This is a genomic window from Massilia glaciei (assembly GCF_003011895.2).
GTDB lineage: Bacteria > Pseudomonadota > Gammaproteobacteria > Burkholderiales > Burkholderiaceae_D > Telluria_A > Telluria_A glaciei.
The window spans coordinates 1-20,528 of record NZ_PXWF02000229.1 but is presented as its reverse complement, the minus strand read 5'-3'; the positions used below and the strand labels follow the sequence as shown (position 1 = coordinate 20,528).

The following is a 20,528-nucleotide window of genomic DNA, read 5'->3' as shown; positions in this document are numbered from 1 at the left end:
TCGCGTACAATAGTGCGGCCGTACTTTTATTGGCGAGGAAACCATGAAACCATCCCGATCCGAATTCATCACCGTGCGCGGCCTGCGCAGCCATGTGCGCCAGTGGGGCAGGGAAGGCGCGCCAAAGATTTTCATGGTGCATGGCTGGATGGACGTGGCCGCCTCGTTCCAGTTCGTGGTCGACTGCCTCGAGGGCGACTGGCACGTGATCGCGCCCGACTGGCGCGGCTTCGGCTTGAGCGAGCGCAGCGCCTCGGACACCTATTGGTTCCCCGACTACGTGGCCGACCTCGAGTTCATCCTCGACCATTACGCGCCCGGGGGGCAAATAAACCTGCTCGGCCACAGCATGGGCGGCAACGTGGTGAGCCTGTACGCGGGCGTGCGCCCCGAGCGCATCCGGCGCCTGGTCAACCTCGAGGGCTTCGGCATGCCCGTGTCCAATCCGTCCCAGGCGCCGCGCCGCTACGCCAAGTGGCTCGACGCCCTGCGCGAGCCGACCGAGTTGCGCAGCTACCCGAGCTTGGAGGCGGTCGCGGCGCGCCTGCAAAAGACCAATCCGCGCCTGTCGGACGCGCGCGCCGAGTTTCTTTCGCGGCACTGGTCGGCCCCCAACGCCGATGGCCGCTGGGAGATTCTGGGCGACCCGGCCCACAAACGGCCCACGCCGCTGCTGTACCAAGTCGAGGAGGTTCTTGCCTGCTGGGACGCGATCACGGCGCCGGTGCTCTGGGTCGAGGCCGACGACACCAATATGTGGCAATGGATGGGGCCGAAGGAGCAGGCGCGCGTCGAGATCGACCGCCGCCTGGCCCACCTGGCCAGCGTCACGCCCAAAATGATGGCCGACGCCGGCCACATGTTGCACCACGACCAGCCCGAGGCCCTCGCGGCCATGCTCGAAGACTTCCTCGCGGAGTAGCAGTTTATTTGTGGCAATTTCCGCCAAGTGGGCGCGGACGCAAGACGGAATGACCCAACAGCGTACAATGTAGCCTTCGCCATAGCCCTGTTAACACAGCGTTTTCCGTATGCTCAAAGTTGACCTCCATTGCCACTCGAACGTGTCCGACGGCGTGCTCACGCCCGAGGGCGTGGCCGGCCACGCGCACCAGGCCGGCGTCGACGTCTGGGCGTTGACCGACCACGACGAGGTCGGCGGCGTGGCCCGCGCGCGCGCCGCGGCGGTGGCACTGGGCATGCAATTCGTCTCCGGGGTCGAAATTTCGATCACCTGGGCCGGGATCACGGTTCATATCGTCGGCCTGCAGGTCGATGAAACCAACGCCACGCTGTTGCAGGGCCTGGCCGACACGCGCAGCGGGCGCGACGCGCGCGGGCGCGAAATGGCCGAGCAGCTCGCCAAGGTCGGCATCCATGGCGCCTACGAGGGCGCGCTCAAGTATGTTGGCAACCCGGACCTGATGTCGCGCACCCATTTCGCGCGCTACCTGGTCGAATGTGGCGCCTGCGCCAACCTGCCCGAGGTGTTCCGTAAATACCTGACCGAGGGCAAGCCGGGCTTCGTGCCGCACCGCTGGGCCAGCCTTGAGCAGGCCGTCGGCTGGATCCGCTCGGCCGGCGGGGTGGCCGTGATCGCCCATCCGGGGCGCTACAAGATGGACCACCTGATGCAGGGCATCATGTTCGACGAATTCAAGCAGTTGGGCGGCAAGGCGATCGAGGTGGTCACGGGCAGCCACACGCCGGACCAGTATCCGATTTATGCGGCCTTGGCCAAGCGTTACGGGTTTTTGGCCTCGCGCGGGACCGATTTCCACGCGCCGGGCGAGGCGCGGGTCGATTTCGCGGCCTTGCCGCCGCTGCCGAAGAGCGTGACGCCGGTCTGGCACGACTGGTTTTGACCTAAACCTGCCAAATTAGGTTAACTTGCCGATCTTCATGCCCAGCATGGGTCCCCGCTGAGGGGGGCGCCAAGCCCGGGGATGACGTATATAGCGGGCGTGGGTTGCCGCACCGTCCGCCCACTCGAGCACTTGAATTTTTCGGGCGCGGCCCGTATCTTATCGACCTGATATCCATTTTTTCCAGCGGCCGGAGGCCCAAATGAAGCGCATAGTGTTGTTCCTTGTCACCAACCTTGCAGTCATGCTCGTGTTGTCGATCGTCCTGTCGGTGCTCGGCATCGGCCGCGGCGTCAGCGGCGCCGGCATCGACGTCGGCTCGCTGCTGGTGTTCTCGGCCGTGGTCGGCTTCACGGGCTCGATCATCTCTTTGCTGCTCAGTAAAACCATGGCCAAGTGGTCTACCGGCGCGCGCGTGATCGCCACGCCGGCCAACTCCACCGAGCTGTGGCTGGTCAACACGGTGCGCGCGCTGGCCGAAAAGGCCGGCATCGGCATGCCCGACGTCGCCGTCTACGACGGCGAGCCGAACGCCTTCGCCACCGGCGCTTTCAAAAATTCCGCGCTCGTGGCGGTCTCGACGGGCCTGCTCGAGAGCATGGACCGCGCCGAGATCGAGGCCGTGCTCGGCCACGAGATCGCCCACGTCGCCAACGGCGACATGGTCACGCTGACGCTGATCCAGGGCGTGGTCAACACCTTCGTCGTGTTCTTGGCGCGCGTGGTCGGCTTTTTCGTCGACAAGGTCTTGCTGCGCAATAACAGCGAACGGCTCGGCATCGGCTACATGGCCTCGGTGTTCGTCTGCGAAATATTGTTCGGCGTGCTCGCCTCGATCATCGTGGCCTGGTTCTCGCGCCAGCGCGAATTCCGCGCCGACGCCGGCTCGGCCAAGTTGCTCGGCAGCTCGCTGCCGATGCAGAAGGCGCTCGCGCGCCTGGGCGGCCTGGCGCCCGGCGCCCTGCCGCAAGCGATGTCGGCGTTCGGCATCGCGGGCCTGGGCTCGGGCTGGGGCGCGCTGTTCTCGACCCATCCGCCGATGGAACAACGCATCGCCGCCCTGCGCGCGCTGCCCTAAGAGCCCGGAGCCCGCGCCGCCGATGAGCCAATTTTTCCAGATCCACCCCGACAACCCGCAACTGCGCCTGATCAAGCAAGCCGCCCAGATCATCCACGCCGGCGGCATCGTCGCCCTGCCGACCGACTCGTGCTACGCGCTCGTGTGCCACCTCGACGACAAGTCGGCGGTCGAAAAATTGCGCCGCATCCGCGGGGTCGACGAGAAGCACCACCTGACCCTGCTGTGCCGCGACCTGTCCGAAATTTCCGAGTACGCGCGGGTCGACAACCGCCAGTTCCGCCTGCTCAAGGCGGCCACGCCGGGGCCGTTCACGGTTATCCTCGAGGCCACCAAGAGCGTGCCGCGGCGCCTGTCGCATCCGTCGCGCAAGACCATCGGCCTGCGCGTGCCCGAGAACGCGATCGCCCACGCGCTGCTCGAGGAGCTCGGCCAGCCGCTGCTCGGCGCCACCCTGATTTTGCCGGGCGGCGAAGACGGCGAGGAGTTGCTCAACGACGCAGAGGCGATCCGCGAGCGGCTCGAAAAGCAGATCGAACTGATCATCGACGGCGGCGCCTGCAGCCTCGAGCCGACCACCGTGATCGACCTGACCTCGGAGGCGCCGGTGCTGGTGCGCCACGGCAGGGGCGATCCGGCCGTGTTCGGCCTGTGAAGGGCTGCCCGGCCACCGCCGCACGCAAGGGGCGCCCGCGCGCCTCTGATAGAATCGCGTCCTATGGATGAAATCATACGCACGATCTCGGTCTACGCGCTGCCCGTTCTGTTCGCGATCACCTTGCACGAGGCCGCGCACGCTTACGCAGCCAAATACTACGGCGACTCCACCGCCTTCCTGGCCGGGCGCATGAGCCTCAATCCGATCAAGCACATCGATCCCTTCGGCACCATCTTGCTGCCGCTGCTGTTGTTCGTGGCCAGCTCCTCGCTGGGTGGGGGCTTTTTGTTCGGCTACGCCAAGCCTGTTCCGGTCGAGTTTGGCAAGCTGCGCAACCCCAAGCGCGACATGGCCTGGGTCGCGCTGGCCGGGCCCGGCGCCAACCTGCTCATGGCCCTGATATGGCTGCTCATGCTGCTGGTGCTGCCGCGCATGGGCGTGGCCCAGGAGTTCCCCTATCTGGTCGCGCAAGCGGGCATCACGTTCAACCTGGTCATTTTCGCCGTCAACATGTTCCCGATCCCGCCGCTCGACGGCGGGCGCGTGATGACCAGCATCCTGCCCGACAAGCTGGCCTACAAGTTCGCCCGCATCGAGCCCTACGGCTTCGTGATCGTGCTCGCGATGATCCCGCTCAAACTGCTCCATTACTGGGTCAACCCGCTGGTGGCGGGCGCCCTGTACCTGCTCAACCTGCTGACCCTCCCCCTTAAATTCCTTCTGAACTGATTAAACCGACCATGTACCCCGATCGTGTAGTTTCCGGTATGCGCCCAACGGGCACCATGCACCTTGGCCATTTCCACGGCGCCCTTAAAAACTGGATCAGGATGCAGTCCGAACAGCCCTGCCTGTTCTTCGTGGCCGACTGGCACGCCCTGACCACGCACTACGACGACCCCACCATCATCGAGCGCAGCACCTGGGACATGCTGGTCGACTGGCTCGCGGCAGGGGTCGACCCGTCGCAGGCGACCCTGTTCATCCAGTCCAAGGTGCCCGAGCATGCCGAGCTGCACCTGCTGCTGTCGATGGCCACGCCGCTCGGCTGGCTCGAGCGGGTGCCGACCTACAAGGACCAGATCGAGAACCTCGCCAACAAGGACCTGGCCACCTACGGCTTCCTCGGCTACCCGCTGCTGCAGGCGGCCGACGTGCTGATCTACCGCGCCAGCCAGGTGCCGGTGGGCGACGACCAGGTGCCGCACATCGAAATGATGCGCGAGATCGCGCGCCGCTTCAACCACCTGTACGGCAAGGAGAAGGGCTTCGAGGAGAAAGCGCTCGAGGCCGTCAAAAAGCTCGGCAGCAAGCGCGCCAAGCTCTACCTCGAGCTGCGCACCGAGTACCAGCAGGACGGCAAGGATGACGCCCTCGGGCAGGCCCGCGCCATGCTCGAGGACGCCCAGAGCCTGTCGATGATCGACCGCGAACGCCTGTTCGGCTACCTCGAGGGCAGCCGCAAGCTGATCCTCGTCGAGCCGCAGGCCAAGCTGACGGTGGCCTCGCGCCTGCCCGGCCTCGACGGGCGCAAGATGTCCAAGAGCTACGGCAATTCGATCGCCCTGCGCGAGGACGGCGCCTCGGTCGTCAAAAAGATCCGCACCATGCCGACCGACCCGGCGCGGGTGCGCCGCACCGACGCCGGCGACCCGCGCAAATGCCCGGTCTGGCAGTTGCACGAGGTCTATTCCGACGCCGAGACCAAGGATTGGGTGGTCAAGGGTTGCACCACGGCCGGCATCGGCTGCCTCGAGTGCAAGCAGCCCGTGATCGACGCCATCGTGCTCGAGCAGGAGCCGATGCACGAGCGCGCCCAGCAATACCTGGACGACCCCTCGCTGGTGCGCGCGATCGTCGCCGACGGCTGCGAAAAGGCCCGCAAGCTGGCCCAGGAGACCATGCGCGACGTGCGCGAGGCGATGGGCCTGTCGTACAGCTGATGGAGCAACCGATGGAGCGGCCGATGGATCCGCAGATGGAGCCGCCGATGAGCGCGGCCTCGCCCTGGGTGGCGCGCTTCGCGCCGCTGGCCGCGCCCGGCCCGGTGCTCGACCTCGCCTGCGGCGGCGGGCGCCACGCGCGCCTGTTCGCCGCGCGCGGCCACGCCGTCACCGCGCTCGACCGCGACCCGGCGGCGCTGGCGTCGGCTGGCGGGCCCGGCATCACGACCCTGCAGTGCGAGCTCGAGGGGGAGGGCGCCGTGTGGCCGTTCGGCCCGGCCGAGTTTTCCGCGGTCGTGGTCACCAACTACCTGCACCGGCCCCTGTTGGCGCGGATCGCGGCGAGCCTGCGCCCGGACGGTTTGCTCATCTACGAAACCTTCGCGCTGGGCAACGAGCGCTTCGGCAAGCCGTCGAACCCCGCCTTCTTGCTCGCGCCCGGCGAGTTGCTGGCCCACGCCGCGCGCGCCGGGCTGCGCGTGATCGCCTTCGAGGACGGCGCGGTGGCGCGCCCGAAACCGGCCATGCTGCAGCGCCTGTGCGCTTGCGGGCCCGATTTTCCTTCCCAGAAAGCGCTGTTGGACCCCGCCTGAGTGCCGTTTCTCGTCAAGAATGGACCACGCGGCCGGGCGATCAGCTACAATCTGACTTTTATTTACGAGCATAAGTGTGTGAATATGATCAAGGGCAGCATCGTTGCAATCGTTACCCCCATGCACGCCGACGGCAGCCTCGACCTTCCAGGCTTGCGCGCGCTGATTGACTGGCATATCGCCGAAGGCACCGACAGCATCGTCATCGTCGGCACCACGGGCGAGTCCGCCACGGTGAGCGTCGAGGAGCACTGCGAGCTGATCAAGCTGGCGGTCGAGCACAGCGCCGGGCGCATCCCGATCATCGCCGGCAGCGGCGGCAATTCGACGGCCGAGGCGATCCGCCTGACCGCCTACGCCAAGGAAGCCGGCGCCGACGCCGCCCTGATCGTGGTGCCGTACTACAACCGTCCGACCCAGGAGGGCATGTACCAGCACTTCAAGGCGATCGCCGAGGCGGTCGCGCTGCCGATCATCCTCTACAACGTGCCGGGCCGCACCGTGGCCGACATGTCCAACGATACCGTCCTGCGCCTGTCCAAGATCCCCAACATCGTCGGCCTGAAGGACGCGACCGGCAACATCGGCCGCGGCATCGAGCTGCTGAGCATGGTGCCGAAATCGTTCGCCGTGTACTCGGGCGACGACCCGACCGCGATGGCGCTGATGCTTTGCGGCGGCGCCGGCAACATCTCGGTCACGGCCAACGTGGCGCCGCGCCTGATGCACGAGATGTGCAAGGCCGCGCTGGCGGGCGACGCCGCCCGCGCCATCGAGATCAACAACAAGATGCTGCAGTTGCACGCCAAGCTTTTCGTAGAGCCGAACCCGGTCCCGGTCAAATGGGCCCTGGCCGAAATGGGCAAGATGCCGGCCGGCCTGCGCCTGCCGCTGGCGCCGCTCTCGGCCGATTGCCACGATACCGTCCGCGCCGCCCTGCGCGATGCCGGCGTCCTCTAACAGCCCTGTGACCCGCAAGGGTTCCGGATTATTCCCGCTTCTCTCTTAGTGACGACATGACTATTCGCAAGACACCCACACCGGCCCTGGCCGCTGCCCGCACCCCCGCCGCGCGCGGCCTCGTCGCCTCGGCGCTCATGCTCAGCTTGACCGGTTGCGGCATGCTCGGTTCGATCATGGAGTCCGACAAGGTCGACTACCGCGGCGCCAAAAAAGCCAGGTCGCTCGAAGTGCCGCCCGACCTGACCCAGCTCGAAAAAGACGGCCGCTACGCCGTGCCCGACAGCCGCGGCGTGGCGACCGCCCTCGGCCAGCGGGGCGCCGGCGCGCTGCCCGTGGCGGGCGGCCCGGCGATCGGCCCGGTCAACACGGCGGCGTTGCGCGTCGAGCGCTCGGGCAACCACCGCTGGATCGTGGCCGGCCAGAGCCCCGAGCAACTGTGGCCCGTGCTCAAGCAATTCTGGGCCGATTCGGGCTTCACGATCATCGAGGAATCGGCCGCCACCGGCGTGATGGAGACCGACTGGGTCGAGAACCGCGCCAAGATCCCGCAGGACATCGTGCGCCGGACCATCGGCAAGGTGTTCGATTCAGTCTACGGCACGGGCGAGCGCGACAAGTTCCGCACCCGCCTCGAGCGCGCCGCCGACGGCGGCACCGAGATCTACATCAGCCACCGCGGCGCCGAAGAGGTGTTCGTCGGCCAGTCGCGCGACACCACCAAATGGACCGGCCGCGCCAACGACCCGACGCTCGAGGCGCAGTTCATGAGCAAGCTGGTCGCGCGCCTTGGCAACAGCGAGGCCAAGCTGGCCGAGAGCGTCGTCGCCAACCCGACCGTCGCGCCCGCGCACGCCAAGCTGGTGGCCACGCCGGCCGGCGACCATGTCGAAGTCGACGAGGGTTTCGACCGCGCCTGGCGCCGCGTCGGCCTCGCGCTCGACCGCGTCGGCTTCACGGTCGAAGACCGCGACCGCGTCAACGGCGTGTACTTCGTGCGCTATGTCGATCCGGAAGTGGCCGCCAAAGACGGCTTCCTCACCAAGCTGTTCCGCTTCGGTGGCGACTCCGAGAAGGCCAAGGAGGCGCAGCGCTACCGCGTCTCCGTCAAGGCCGCCGACGGCGCCGCCGTGTCGCTGGTCAAGGTCCAAACCAACGACGGCAAGCCGGAAACGTCGCCGACCGGCGCCAAGATCCTCAAGCTGCTGGCGGACGACCTCAAGTAATCCGCGGGCGCTTGGCGCTTTTTTAAAAACCGGCCCGGTGGCCGGTTTTTTTACGCCCAAAAAGCGGCGGCATGATATTTTTTGGAGCGTTCAACGCCCTCGGAATAGGCGGCCGCAAAGACGGCGGCGGAATAAGCGGCCATAAAATGAACGGCCGCGAAATGAGTGGACGTGAAATGAGTGGCCGTGAAAAGAGTGGCCGTGAAAAGAGTGGCCGTGAAAAGAGTGGCCGTGAAAAGAGTGGCCGTGAAGCGCACAATGCCGCCCGGTTTCAACCGGACGGCATTTGAGAACAACGAGAATTCTTTTGACGCCCCCGCATCGGGGCCACGAAAATCCGGGCGAAAAAAAACCGGCCCGAAGGCCGGCTTTTCTATCGAGCTGATTACTTTGCTGGAACGGCTTCAGCAGCAGCGGAAGCAGCGGTCGAAGCAGCGCTCGAAGCGACAGCGGCAGCGTCAGCGGCAACCGAAGCGGCTTCCGAAGCGACAGCAGCAGCGTCAGCAGCTTCTGGGGTGCCAGCGACTGGAGCTTCAGGAGCGACAGGAGCGGTTTCAACAACAGGAGTTGGCTCAGGAGCGACAACAACTGGCTCTTCTTTTTTGGTGCAAGCAGCCAAAGCAACAGCCAGCAGGGAGACGATCAGCAATGATTTTTTCATGGACTTTTCCTTAATTGATTCGATGTAAGAACTATGTATTGCGATGAATAACTACCGGTAATTATCGCTCTAAAAATTAGGGAATTCTCGTTTGACGTTTGTACCTGTGACGGTGCTTGACAGACAACGGTAACTTCCTAACCCGGTATTATAACGAAATTCCCACGTTCGCAATAGCTCCGATGAAATATTTTCGGCTCATATCGCGAAACACTAACAATGTCGTGCGAACAGGATTTGTTTGGCGAGAAACGGCAGCCAAACCGATCCAACCGCACCCGCTTTCACACCTATAGACCGGTGGTTGTCGGATGCAGCCCGGGCAGCGATTCAACCCAGATTGCTGCAAAACGCTCCAGACTGATTTCGGTTGACACGGGCGCGTCGAAATCTGCTTCGCCGCGCGTATGGTCGCAATGGAAGCGGCGCACGATGTGGGCGCGGTCGCCGACGCAGAACGAGTCGGTCAGCTGGTGCAGGCTGCGGCTGGTGACGCGGCACTCGACCTTGTGGTTGTAGTCGCGGATCAGGCGCAGGAAGCGCGGGTAGTGTTTTTCGATGTGGGCGCTGCGGTGCATGGCCAGCTGCATGCTGCCGCCTGCGGCCAGGAACGCGCGCAGGGCGGCTTCCGTTTCGCTCGAGCCTAGCGGAAACACGGCGAAATCGGGATCGAACAACTGCAGCACGGAGCGCGAGCGCGCGATACACAGCTGGAATTTTTCCTCGAATTCGAGGTGGGTGCTGAAGCGTTGCGCGGTTGGTTGGTCCATGGCGGTCATCCTATCAAGGCTGGTTGCGGGCTGGGTCTGGGCGAAATGCGGGCGGATTTCGAGCTTGGTTCAGGCCGGTTCAGACCAGCTCGATCCATCCATCCTGGTACCAGGTGTACAGCGACTCCATCACGTCGTTGGAGGCGCCGGCGAGCGCGGCGCCTTCGAGCTTGCGCTCGTTGGCCAGCGTGTCGAGCACGGCCTTGTCGGCGCGGCCCACCGCGAACGACTCGCCGTTGATGAAGACGTGCTTGCCGCGATACAGCATCAGGCTCTTGAGCGAGAGCGCCACGCCGCGCCTGGCCGCGCTCTGGGCGAAGCGGCCCATCGTCAGCGGTTTGGCCGGGCCGCTGAAGAACACATTGTGCTTCGGCTCGGACAGGTGCTCGCCCAGGAAGATCGTCACGTCCTCCTCGGTGAAGCGCACCTTGTTCATCTCCTCGGTGACGTCGGCGAGCAGTTCGCGCGGGATCTCGGCCGGGTGTTTGGCCGGCTGCAGCTCCGGGTCGGCGTAGCGCCCGGGCAGGTCGATCGAGTCGGCCATGAATTGGAGGAAGGCCTCGCCGAGCTCCTGGTAGGCCGGCGAACGGAAGCCGATCGAGTAGGTCATACATTCATCCTCGGCCACGCCGTCGTGGGCGTAGTGGGGCGGCAGGTAGAGCATGTCGCCCGGCTCGAGCACGAATTCCTCCTCTGGCTTGAACTTGCTCAGGATCTTGAGCGGCATGCCCTCGACCAGCGACAGGTCCTTTTGCGCGCCGATGCGCCAGCGCCGCCGGCCCTGGGCCTGCAGCAAAAACACGTCGTAGGAGTCGAAATGCGGGCCGACCCCGCCGCCCTCGGTGGCGTAGCTGATCATCAGGTCGTCGAGGCGGGCGTCGGGGATAAAGTTGAACTGCCGCAGCAGGGCGTCGGCGCCGGCGTGGTACAGGTTGACGCCCTGCACCAGCATGGTCCACGCCTTTTGGGTGCGCGCCGGCAGTTCGGCCAGCGGGCCGTGCTGCATCTCCCAGTGGCCGTCGACGCTGGTGATCAGGCGCGACTCGATGTGGTTCTGGCGCGCCATCTCGGCCAGCGCCTCGAGCGTGAGCAGGGGTTTGAAGCCGGGGATGGCGGCGCGGATCAGGAGCGGCTTTTTATGCCAGTAGTCGCGCAGGAACTGCGCCGGCGTGATGTCGCCGAGGAGCTGTAATTTTTTCATACGCCATTATAACCACGCGCGCTATTACCCATCCACCGGCCAAGGGTATAATCTGCCTGCCAATAAACGAAAGGGAATACCCATGAAGATCGCCAAGAACACGGTAGTAACAGTCAACTATAAACTATCGGATGCGCAGAACAATCTGATCGAAGACGGCAGCCAGCCCATGGTCTATCTGCACGGCGGATACGAAAACACGCTCCCCAAGATCGAGGAAGAACTCGACGGCAAAGAAGTCGGCTACGCCACCATGCTCCAGATCGAGCCGGACGACGCGTTCGGCGACTACGACCCTGAGCTGGTCAAGGTCGAGGCGCGCAGCAACCTGCCCGAGCCGCTCGAAGTGGGCATGCAGTTCGAAGGCATGCCCGAGGGCGTCGCCGGCCAGGAGGAGTCGACCATCTTCACCGTCACCGAGATCGCCGACGACAAGGTCGTGCTCGACGGCAACCACCCGCTGGCCGGGATCGCGCTGCGCTTCGAACTGAACGTGGTCGACGTGCGCGCCGCCACCGACGAGGAAGTCATGCACGAGCACGTCCACGGCGCCCATGGCCACCACCATGGCGACGAGGACGAGGGCGACATGGGCGACGAGTTCCGCAGCCATCCGGTGCACTAAGAGCAAACCCTGGGCAAACCCTGGGCAAACCGTGCGCGCCCAATAGCGCGCGGCGCGCAAGGGCCGGAATGCCCCAGGCCCGGGGCCGCCAGACCGGCCCGTTGGATCCCCGGCTATTCATTTTTGAATAGATGCGGGCCCGGCCATGCAGAAATGCATGGTGCCCCCGCGGCAACCCTCACTTTTCCTTCTTCTTCCTCGTCTCGTCGAGGTCGCCGCCCTCGGCGCGCGCGCCCTTGAGCGCGAACAGCGTGCTGGACCCCGGCGTGACCTGCACCCGCACCGACTGCGCCCCCAGGCTCACATGGCCGAGGTTGTCGCGCCAGATGATCGCGGGCGCGGCGCCCTTGTCCAGCGCGGCCGTGTCGACGAGCAGGACCTTGCCCTTGAATTTTTCGGCCAGCACGCCGATCTGGCGCCGCGGCGCAGCGAAGCCATCCTGCCGCGTCGGAGCGCGCGTGAGCAGGGCGCGCAGCCGGCTGATCTTTTCGAGCGCCTTGACATCGCCCTCGGAGAACAGCACCACGGCCTCGAATTTGCTGCGCCGGGCCAGCGCGAACAGGCGGTTGAGCCAGAAGCGGTTGGCCACCATGCGGTCCTCGAACTCGCTGTTGCGTCCGGCCGCGTTGAGGAAGTTGTTGTTATTGGCAGGCAGGTTGACGGTCGCGTACAGCACCGGCCCCACAATCCAGTGCGCGTTCTCGGAGTAGCTGCGGAATTTGCCGTTGTCGGACTGGCGCGTGAGCGCGAGCGGCTGTTTGCCCAGCGAGATCGGCTCGTTGAAGAAGATCTCGCGATACCGGCTCAGGCGTTCGGTGGCGGCCTTGCGCCCGGACGGGGTCTTGCAGTCGCTCCAGTCGCTCGCCGCCGGCGCCACAATGGTGGGGCGGCGCGCGGCGTCGAACAAGGCGCGCCGTTCCAAGTACAGCTCGTCGCTGCACGCTTCGCCGTTGCCCTTGATGCCGGTGGCGACGACGAACGAGAGCGCGGCCTCGTCCATTGCGGCGCTCGACTTCTTCAGGCGCGCCAGCGCGCGCGCATGGCCGGTGTCGGCGCCGAAGCTGTGGCCGATCACGCCGAACTGGTGCCGCTCCGGCCGGTCGCGCTCGTGCGCGGACGCGGCCGGCGCGGCCAGCAGGGCGGCCAGCAGGGCGGCCGCCAGGGACAGGCGCGGCGCGCTCATGCCGTCAGACGCTTCAGGTGGTACAACTGCTCGAGCGCTTCGCGCGGGCTGAGCGCGTCGGGGTCGATGTCGGCCAGCGCGGCGAGCAGCCTGGCCGCGTGCGCGTCCGGCGCGGCCGCGCCGTCGTTATCTGCGGGGCCGGCGTCGTCTTCGTCCGGGGCGCAGGGCGGCGCGAACAGGTCGAGTTGCGGGGTCGTCGCCAGCGCCTGCGATTCGAGCCGCGCGAGGTGCTTGCGCGCGGCCTTGATCACGCCTTGCGGCACGCCGGCCAGCTGCGCCACCTGCAGGCCGTAGCTTTGCGAGGCGGGGCCGGCTTGCACCGCGTGCAGGAACACGATGCTGTCCTTGTGCTCGACCGCCGACAGGTGCACATTGGCCGCCGTCGGATGGCTCTCGGGCAGTTGCGTGAGCTCGAAATAATGGGTCGCGAACAGGGTGAAGCTGCGGCTCGTGTCGATCAGGTGGCGCGCGATCGCCCACGCCAGCGCCAGCCCGTCGAAGGTCGAGGTGCCGCGTCCGACCTCGTCCATCAGCACCAGCGAATGCTCGGTCGCGCCGTTGAGGATGGCGGCCGACTCGGTCATCTCGACCATGAAGGTCGAACGGCCGCCGGCCAGGTCGTCGGTGGCGCCGATGCGCGTGAAGATGCGGTCGATCGGGCCGATCACGGCGCTGGCGGCGGGCACGTAGCTGCCCACGTAGGCCAGCAGCGTGATCAGCGCGACCTGGCGCATGAAGGTCGATTTACCGCCCATGTTGGGGCCGGTGATGAGCAGCAGGCGGCGTTCGTCCTGCAACTGGCAGTCGTTGGCGATGAAGCGCTCGATCTGGTTCTCGACCACGGGGTGGCGGCCCTCGCGGATGTCGAGGCAGGGCTCGAGCACCAGCTGCGGCGCGCACCAGTTGTGGCGCAGCGCGTGGGTGGCCAGCGCGGTCAGCGTGTCGAGCTGGGCGAGCGCCTGCGAGATCGTCTGCAGGGTGCCGATGTGGGGAGCGAGGTCGGCCAGCAGCTGGTCGTAGAGCAGCTTCTCGCGCACCAGCGCCTTGTCCTGGGCCGACAGCGCCTTGTCTTCGAACACCTTCAGTTCGGGCGTGATGTAGCGTTCGGCGTTTTTGAGGGTCTGGCGGCGGCGGTAGTCGTCGGGCACCTTGTCGGTCTGGCCGTGCGTGACCTCGATGTAGAAGCCGTGCACCTTGTTGTATTCGACGCGCAGGTTGGCGATGCCGGTGCGCGCGCGCTCGCGCGTCTCCAGGTCGACCAGGAACTGGCCCGCGTTCTCGGACAGGCCGCGCAGTTCGTCGAGTTCGGCGTCGAAGCCGCGCGCGAACACGCCGCCGTCGCGCACCATCGCGGCCGGTTCGGGCGCGACCGCGCGCTCGAGCAGGTCGAGGCACTGCGCCGGCGTGGCGATGGCCTCGTGGATGGCCGCCAGCAGGCTGTCCTCGCCGGCGGCGAAGCTTTGGCTGACGCCGCGGCGCAGCGCCGGCAGCTGCCGCAGGCCGTCGCGCAGGCTGGCCAGGTCGCGCGGGCGCGCCGACAGCAGCGCGATGCGGGTGGTGATGCGTTCGATGTCGGGCACCTCGGCCAGCGTGGCCGACAGCGCGCCGGCGGCGTCGCTCTGGCCCAGCGCGCCGATGGCGGCGTGGCGCGCGCGCGCCACGCCCTGGTCGCGCCGCGCGTGGTGCAGCCAGTGGCGCAGCAGGCGCGAACCCATCGCCGTGCGGCAGTGGTCGAGCAGCGAGAACAGGGTGGGCGACTCCTGGCCGCGGATGGTCTCGGTGAGTTCGAGGTTGCGGCGGGTGGCCGCGTCGAGGCCGATGAATTCGTTCTCGGTCTCGGTGCCGAGGCTGCGCACGTGCTGCAGGCCGCGGCCCTGGGTCGAATGGGCGTAGCGCAGCAGCGCGCCGGCCGCGCCGAAGGCGGCGCCCATGCCGTCGGCGCCGAAGCCGGTCAGGGTGGCCACGCCGAGTTGTTCGAGCAGCGCCTTGTGGCCGCCGACGACGTCGAAGTGCCAGTCGGGCACGCGCTGGGTGTGGGCGAAGCCGTCGTCAGTGAGCATGTCGGCGTCGTCGCCGCGCAGGATCTCGGCCGGCACGATGCGCTCGAGCTCCTGCTGCAGGCGCGCCGCGGCGCTGGCGGCGCTGCCCGAGAACTCCATCAGTTTGAGCACGCCCGAGGCGAGCGAGAGCCAGGCCAGGCCGGTCGTGACGACCTTGCGCTGGTTGATCACGCACACGGCCAGCAGCGGGCGCTCGGCCTTTTCGGGCAGCAGGTCGGCGTCGGTGAGGGTGCCGGGGGTGACCACGCGCATGACCTTGCGCTCGACCGGGCCCTTGCTGGTGGCCGGGTCGCCGATCTGTTCGCAGATCGCGCACGACTCGCCCAGCTTGACCAGCTTGGCCAGGTAGGGATCGAGCGAATGGAAGGGGATGCCGCACATCTTGATCGGATTGCCGTTCTGGGCGCCGCGCGCGGTCAGCGTGATGCCGAGGATGCGCGCCGCCTTCTCGGCGTCGGCGTGGAACAGTTCGTAGAAGTCGCCCATGCGGTAAAAGACCAGCATGGTCGGGTATTCGGCCTTGATGCGCAGGTATTGCTGCATCATGGGCGTGACCTTTTCGGTCGCGCCGTTCTTGATCGCGGCGGCGTTGATTTCGTTCGGGGCGGTCGTCATTTATTCTTCGTCGATGAGGCGGCGTCTGCCGGGGCGCCGTCGCGCCGCCGGCAGCAGGTGCCAAGGGCGCCATTTTACCGCTTTCGGGGGCGGATACAGCCATGGAGTGGACGATGCGGTGGTGTGGACGGAAAGAAATGTTGAATTCGGGTGGTGGACGCGCGCCGTTCCCGGTTGCGGTCGCGGTCCGGGTGATCTCGGCAGCGGTCACCTCTCGCTGACGAACTCGTTTTCATCCATGAAAATCCGTTAAGGGCACTTACCAACAATGTTGCCGTCGAATCTCATGCTTTCGGGCAGGCCGCCGCCTTTGCTATTAGGGCTCGGTCGACTTACGTGTCTTCCGGACCCGCTTGCCCATGTTTGGCGAAGTGGCGATGACGACTTGAACGGTTTGTCCCATTCTGGCCATCAGGTCGCAAACGTAATCGATCGAGAACTTCTCGACTTTAAAGTGCGTAATGTCCGACAGCCGTGGGCGGGAGATGTCCAGCACTTTCGCGGCTTCAAGCGCCGAGAGTCCTCTACGGGAAATTTCTTGCTTCAACCCGTCGACCATCACGCGCTTGATCTCGTTCCGCTGTGCGATTTCATGGACAACCTTCTCCTGCATCTGTTTGGCCGCTTGCTTGCCGAACCCCAAATCTTCGAACACATTGCCATCGATCCCGGTCACGTGCATGACGCCATCAAGGTTCGCCGCCTTCACTTGGCTTTTCATGTTCAACTCCTCATTGTTTCGTTTTGTTCGGCGCGGCCTTCTGCGCTCCGGCCGCCGCGAGCTTCGAGTCGGCCTCCGCCAAGGCGTATCGTCTCTTGCCAATGTCTATGTCGCCTTTCGACGTCGCGTTCGTCTTTTTTTGAAAGGCGTGCAGCACATAGACCGCGTCGCCGAATTTCGCGACGTAAAAGATTCGAAACCATCCTCCGGCCTTGCTGATCACTATCTCGTAGGTGCCCGGGCCGACGTCTCCCATTGGAGCGGCGTCATTCGCGTCCAACCCGCATTGGATACGGAACAATTCCTCCCCGCCGACCTGCTTGACTTCATCCGGAAACGCTGACATCACGTCCTTCGTGTAGCCCATCCACTTGACCGCCTTTTTGACAATCGGCTCGGCATTTCGATTCTCCGGCGGTTGAGTAGCCGTTCTTTTTCGCGTTTCGCCCGGGCCGTCCTTGCGCGTTGCTATGGGTGTTTTTTTCATGTTTATTGTATCAAAACTTGTACAATATCGGGGCGCGTTTGTCGATGATTCGAAGATAGACCATGCAGCGCATCCGCTCGTGGATCGGCTTGGAGAGAAGCCCCACGGTTTAGACAAGTTTGAAATAATAAAGGGGACGAACGAGCCTTCTTCCGACCAGTGGCCACCGCGATGCTCAACAGGCAGCGGGTTTGACCGGCCAGGCTACAGACTATCGGGCAGGGTGGTCTCTTTGGTCTGCTTCGGCTCGCCCAATAGTTTCGTCTTGTAGCCCATCAGATCCTCCTCGGGCACGTCGAAGCGCGCAAGCCACTGGTTCGCAGCCAAGCCGGTGAGGCGGGGCTCCCCATCTTTCGACCCGTAGTGCAGGTCGTCGTTGTCCACCAGGCGTATTTCTCGCAGCGCCATCGCAGGCAGGACATAGATCGCCGGCTTGGGATCGAGCTCCACGGGAGCGATCTCGGGCTCGGGTCCGGCTTGGATCACCAAGCCATTTCCGTAGTCATATTTGGCGAACCAGCTCGCGGGCAGCTCCGCGCGCAACGTGTCGAGGCCGCCCACCGTTTCCACCATGGTCTTGTTGATCGCTGTGAGCCAACCAATGCCGAAAATATGGTCATCGATCCCCTTGTCGTGCCAACTGCCGATCATGACGGATTCTCCCGCGTCCAGCCCGGCCATTTTCAATGCCATGAATGCCTCGGTCGGCTCGTTGGGTTCCGTGCGGGGCAGGGATAGGTTCAGGGCGTACCCTGCGTGGCCATGCTCCGCTTTGAGCAGCCTCGCGAAGTCGACGAACAGTTTTTGGAACAGTGTTGGATTTTTCTCGATCACCTCCTTGGGGACGGAGAAGCGCAGCGAGTCGAGCCCGTTCCAACCCAGCTTCGCCTCCCACTCGCGCATGCCCGACGCGAAGAACATCCATGGGCTCGCGTCGTGCGGTTTCTCGCCGCCGACATAGGCGAAGCTGACCTGGTCCTGTTCGCCCATCTTCTTAATCAACGCGCGCATGGGCGGAGCCTTGGCATACGCATATTTGTCCGGGCCATCCGGCGGCTCCTCGCGCCACAGCCAAGTCAGGTGATCCTTCGCGACGGCCTCGTAGGCGTCGAGGCACTTGCACAGCGCCTCGCGGATCGCAGGCGTGTGCGATCCCTTGAAATACAGCGTTCCACGAACGGCGATCGTGGCGCCCACGTAATCCTGCGGACCATATTTCATCAGCATCGCCCCGGGAAGAACGTCGCGCTCGTGGGTCTTGATCCACTCGTCCATGAAGGATTCCATCTTCGATTTCGACATGCTGCGGATTCCTTAAAGGACGGGGACGAGAGGGGGCACGGGCGCCATCGGCGGTCGGGGTGTCTTCCCGCGAGTCAGAATATACGCGATCCAGGCCAAGGCGCCCGCCACGAAGCCAAGGGATTCCACCGGCATCTTTGGATCCTCCGGCTCGGAGGAGTCGCAATCGCAATCGTCGGGCTCGAGCACGGCCAGCTTGTTCTTGTCGCCGGCGATCCGGCGATAGGCCGCCTCTTGGCGCGGGGTGATCGAGTCGGGCGGGAACTTCATCTCGACGATCTGCTTGATGTTGTCTTGGGTGGGCGGCTTCAACGGGTCCTTCACGATGACCACGTCGGGTCGGCGTATCAAGCCGGCGCCGGGTGTGAACGTCGGCGGATGCGCGGGTACGGAGCCCCAATGCTTTCTGATCCAGCCAGGCAAGTAGTCGTGCCCTTTGGTTTTAACGCCGCTGTCCATGATCGGCGACGGCGGTTTTCGCGTCATATCATAATTGACTTCTTGTTTGAATGGGCTCCGATGCTCCAATGCCTTGTCGAGCCCTTTGAGGCTCTCCGCCACGCATCCTTGTTTGAGCTGCTTGCCGTCCTTGCCGACGTTCGGGGCCTTGTCGCACTTGCACATCGCAGCGCACAGCAATTTCTTGTCCACCGGGTCGATCCTAGGCTTGTTGACGCCGACGACCGTTGTCGTGCCGCGCGGCGACATGCTGCCGGTGGCGAGCGGGTGAAGGTCGCTCATGCATTCTTCTCGGCGTAGTCGAATGCCAGGGCCTCGGCCTCATCGCGCTCGACCCATTGGGTGAAACATCCGGCGTCGGTTGCGCCGGTGAGGGATTGGCCGCCAGTGGAGCGCACTCGCACCGCCTGTCCAGAGATGGGTTCGCCGCTTTCCAAGTCGACGAGCTGGAAGCGGCCCTGGAATCGTCCGGCGGCCGCATCAAGCTCCTCTTCTTGGTAGGCTGCGGCCATGCCGGCACCGATCGCGCCAAAGCCGTTCGATCCGAAGCCGTTGGATGCCCCGTCGTCGCTCGCGCCAGGCGCGGCGCCGGAGGAGGGCTCCGTCAGCGTTCGAATTTGGCTTGAAACGAGCCTCGCTCCGCAGGCGGTCTTGCAGCCATCATAGGCGACTGGCGCGCCATCGACGATGTTCGACTGGTCCCCTTCGGCGATGGGGAATACGCCTTTGCGCTCGGGGCAGGAGACCATGTCGCCAACCCTCGCGATCGGCTTGCCGTCGCAGTCGGAGAATGGGGAGCCCACCAAGACCGTCCCTCCGTGGCTGGTTTTGTCGCCTTGAACAATGAACGGCTGCATGGCATTTTAATTTCGTCAATGTTTCAGGAGGGTGATCGGCGCCCGGATGACCAAGTTTGCGAAATATCAAACTTTGCCCATGTTGTGTCCGCACGATTCGGCTTTCCGAGAGTCCAACGACCTGCGGCCAGGGTCGCGCCCGCTGTGCTCGCCATGCTGGCGATGCCCTAGCGAAATCTCGACGCCCGCTGACGCTCCCGCAGCCGTGATCGACTCGGCCGACCACGGCCGGCGATCATCGACAATCGATGAATCTATTCTGGGAGACCCCATAGCATGAAAATCGCAAACGACCGCTTGCCCAATGAGCGCATAAGGCTGCGAGCGCGATTCGCGTGGCAGCGAAAGCGACTCAGATCTTTCATCAAGAACCCCACGTTCGATCTGCGTTTCAAATTAATCGCCATGTCCATCGTCAGCCCACTGATCGCGGTGGTCGGCAGCGCCTTGGCCTCCTATGGACTGGTACGGCGGGATACGCGTTCGCGTTCTACATGTCCGGGGCCGCGTTGGGTTTGGTGGTCCTGGCCACGGTGACGAGCCGTTTCTTGGACCGCCATTTCGCTGAATTTATGTCCGCCAAGATTCTCGCGCTCGCGACGTTCGCGCTGGCCACTTACGTCGCCCATGGCAGAGCGGTCGGCGAGGTGAGCGCCATATTCCAGATCGACGCGTCGGCGCTTCCGCACGCGACGACGGCCGCGTCGGCGATGGTGATAGCGACATGGATCTATCTGGCTGCCGTGCTGCCGATTTTGATCGACAGCGCCGTCCTCATGCTCTACTACTACGGGAAGTCGGAGGGCGGCAATGCCATGATCGCCTTCGCGATTCTCATATCCTCCGTTCTATGGGCGGGGCTTCTCAACTTCCAAGCGATGCCCGCCCACGCGCGCAAGAGCAACCTGTATCAGATCGCCCTCGAAATGGATTTCAACAAGAGGTCCCACTGCTCCGGTCTTCCCGCCGATTCGGAGGGCGTCGTCTTCCTCGGGCCGGATCAGCGGCGGGCGACCGTGGCTCCACGATTAGTCGAGATCAAGCGGAGCTCAAGAACGATTTTCAAGCAAGTCCAAGTGCCGGAAAATTTCGACATCGTGAATTGCCCGTAGAAGGGGCGGGCGAGGAGATAGAACGTTCAAATAAGACAACGTCGTTGAGCTCCAGTTGTTTCATCTGCTTTCGGAAATTGGCACCTGTGAGATCGAAACGAACTGTTGCCGGGTACGCGCTCAAACCCATAGGTTTATACACAACTCACTCG

22 protein-coding genes are annotated in these 20,528 nt (G+C 64.7%); 11 read left to right on the top strand and 11 right to left on the bottom strand.

Going from position 1 to position 20,528, the window contains the following annotated elements:
- The first annotated feature begins 43 nt into the window (after positions 1 to 43).
- From C7C56_RS13965 to bamC, 9 genes are all read left to right on the top strand, one after another.
- Entirely contained in the window at positions 44 to 922 is an 879-nt protein-coding gene (locus tag C7C56_RS13965; protein WP_106757986.1) for an alpha/beta fold hydrolase, read from the top strand.
- 109 nt (positions 923 to 1,031) lie between these two features.
- Entirely contained in the window at positions 1,032 to 1,865 is an 834-nt protein-coding gene (locus C7C56_RS13960) for a 3',5'-nucleoside bisphosphate phosphatase (protein WP_106757985.1), read from the top strand.
- Positions 1,866 to 2,067: 202 nt separating this feature from the next.
- Positions 2,068 to 2,943, top strand: a complete 876-nt coding sequence (htpX, locus tag C7C56_RS13955; RefSeq protein ID WP_106757984.1) for a protease HtpX — start codon at positions 2,068 to 2,070, stop codon at positions 2,941 to 2,943.
- Positions 2,944 to 2,965: 22 nt separating this feature from the next.
- Positions 2,966 to 3,598, top strand: coding sequence for an L-threonylcarbamoyladenylate synthase (locus tag C7C56_RS13950; protein WP_106757983.1), 633 nt, complete (start codon positions 2,966 to 2,968; stop codon positions 3,596 to 3,598).
- Between the two features lie 63 nt (positions 3,599 to 3,661).
- Positions 3,662 to 4,330 (top strand): site-2 protease family protein, encoded by a 669-nt coding sequence (locus tag C7C56_RS13945; RefSeq protein WP_106757982.1) that lies wholly within the window; start codon positions 3,662 to 3,664, stop codon positions 4,328 to 4,330.
- Positions 4,331 to 4,341: 11 nt separating this feature from the next.
- Positions 4,342 to 5,544 (top strand): tryptophan--tRNA ligase, encoded by a 1,203-nt coding sequence (locus tag C7C56_RS13940; protein WP_106757981.1) that lies wholly within the window; start codon positions 4,342 to 4,344, stop codon positions 5,542 to 5,544.
- A gap of 23 nt (positions 5,545 to 5,567) precedes the next feature.
- Complete coding sequence (locus tag C7C56_RS13935) at positions 5,568 to 6,137, top strand: class I SAM-dependent methyltransferase (protein ID WP_229458770.1); 570 nt, start codon at positions 5,568 to 5,570, stop codon at positions 6,135 to 6,137.
- Between the two features lie 84 nt (positions 6,138 to 6,221).
- Entirely contained in the window at positions 6,222 to 7,097 is an 876-nt protein-coding gene (gene dapA / locus C7C56_RS13930; RefSeq protein ID WP_106757980.1) for a 4-hydroxy-tetrahydrodipicolinate synthase, read from the top strand.
- 56 nt (positions 7,098 to 7,153) lie between these two features.
- Positions 7,154 to 8,323: an NlpB/DapX family lipoprotein gene (gene bamC, locus C7C56_RS13925; RefSeq protein WP_229458769.1), complete on the top strand. Its 1,170-nt coding sequence runs from the start codon at positions 7,154 to 7,156 to the stop codon at positions 8,321 to 8,323.
- 50 nt (positions 8,324 to 8,373) lie between these two features.
- On the opposite strand, the gene C7C56_RS13920 is transcribed toward bamC, so the two are convergent.
- From C7C56_RS13920 to C7C56_RS13905, 4 genes are all read right to left on the bottom strand, one after another.
- On the bottom strand, positions 8,374 to 8,619 hold the full coding sequence (locus tag C7C56_RS13920) for a hypothetical protein (protein ID WP_146204479.1): 246 nt from the start codon (positions 8,617 to 8,619) through the stop codon (positions 8,374 to 8,376).
- 89 nt (positions 8,620 to 8,708) lie between these two features.
- On the bottom strand, positions 8,709 to 8,984 hold the full coding sequence (locus C7C56_RS13915) for a hypothetical protein (protein WP_106757978.1): 276 nt from the start codon (positions 8,982 to 8,984) through the stop codon (positions 8,709 to 8,711).
- 290 nt (positions 8,985 to 9,274) lie between these two features.
- Positions 9,275 to 9,754 (bottom strand): DUF7931 domain-containing protein, encoded by a 480-nt coding sequence (locus tag C7C56_RS13910; RefSeq protein ID WP_106758012.1) that lies wholly within the window; start codon positions 9,752 to 9,754, stop codon positions 9,275 to 9,277.
- 79 nt (positions 9,755 to 9,833) lie between these two features.
- Positions 9,834 to 10,955: a cupin domain-containing protein gene (locus C7C56_RS13905; RefSeq protein WP_106757977.1), complete on the bottom strand. Its 1,122-nt coding sequence runs from the start codon at positions 10,953 to 10,955 to the stop codon at positions 9,834 to 9,836.
- Positions 10,956 to 11,037: 82 nt separating this feature from the next.
- On the opposite strand from C7C56_RS13905, the gene C7C56_RS13900 reads away from it, so the two are divergent.
- Positions 11,038 to 11,580 (top strand): FKBP-type peptidyl-prolyl cis-trans isomerase, encoded by a 543-nt coding sequence (locus C7C56_RS13900; protein WP_106757976.1) that lies wholly within the window; start codon positions 11,038 to 11,040, stop codon positions 11,578 to 11,580.
- 178 nt (positions 11,581 to 11,758) lie between these two features.
- On the opposite strand, the gene C7C56_RS13895 is transcribed toward C7C56_RS13900, so the two are convergent.
- The 7 genes from C7C56_RS13895 to C7C56_RS13865 form a co-directional block, all read right to left on the bottom strand.
- Positions 11,759 to 12,763, bottom strand: coding sequence for a hypothetical protein (locus tag C7C56_RS13895; protein WP_106757975.1), 1,005 nt, complete (start codon positions 12,761 to 12,763; stop codon positions 11,759 to 11,761).
- On the bottom strand, positions 12,760 to 15,438 hold the full coding sequence (gene mutS / locus C7C56_RS13890; RefSeq protein WP_106757974.1) for a DNA mismatch repair protein MutS: 2,679 nt from the start codon (positions 15,436 to 15,438) through the stop codon (positions 12,760 to 12,762). Before mutS ends, C7C56_RS13895 begins: the two co-directional genes overlap by 4 nt.
- 316 nt (positions 15,439 to 15,754) lie before the next feature.
- Positions 15,755 to 16,159, bottom strand: a complete 405-nt coding sequence (locus tag C7C56_RS13885) for a helix-turn-helix domain-containing protein (RefSeq protein WP_106757973.1) — start codon at positions 16,157 to 16,159, stop codon at positions 15,755 to 15,757.
- Between the two features lie 10 nt (positions 16,160 to 16,169).
- On the bottom strand, positions 16,170 to 16,646 hold the full coding sequence (locus C7C56_RS13880) for a type II toxin-antitoxin system RelE/ParE family toxin (RefSeq protein WP_106757972.1): 477 nt from the start codon (positions 16,644 to 16,646) through the stop codon (positions 16,170 to 16,172).
- Positions 16,647 to 16,850: 204 nt separating this feature from the next.
- Complete coding sequence (locus tag C7C56_RS13875; protein ID WP_219933161.1) at positions 16,851 to 17,948, bottom strand: type VI immunity family protein; 1,098 nt, start codon at positions 17,946 to 17,948, stop codon at positions 16,851 to 16,853.
- Positions 17,949 to 17,960: 12 nt separating this feature from the next.
- Entirely contained in the window at positions 17,961 to 18,689 is a 729-nt protein-coding gene (locus tag C7C56_RS13870; protein ID WP_106757971.1) for a VRR-NUC domain-containing protein, read from the bottom strand.
- Positions 18,686 to 19,264: a PAAR domain-containing protein gene (locus tag C7C56_RS13865; RefSeq protein WP_106757970.1), complete on the bottom strand. Its 579-nt coding sequence runs from the start codon at positions 19,262 to 19,264 to the stop codon at positions 18,686 to 18,688. Before C7C56_RS13865 ends, C7C56_RS13870 begins: the two co-directional genes overlap by 4 nt.
- 494 nt (positions 19,265 to 19,758) lie before the next feature.
- On the opposite strand from C7C56_RS13865, the gene C7C56_RS13860 reads away from it, so the two are divergent.
- The gene (locus C7C56_RS13860; protein ID WP_106757969.1) at positions 19,759 to 20,376 is read left to right on the top strand and encodes a hypothetical protein; all 618 of its coding nucleotides are present in this window, start codon (positions 19,759 to 19,761) and stop codon (positions 20,374 to 20,376) included.
- Positions 20,377 to 20,528 lie beyond the last annotated feature (152 nt).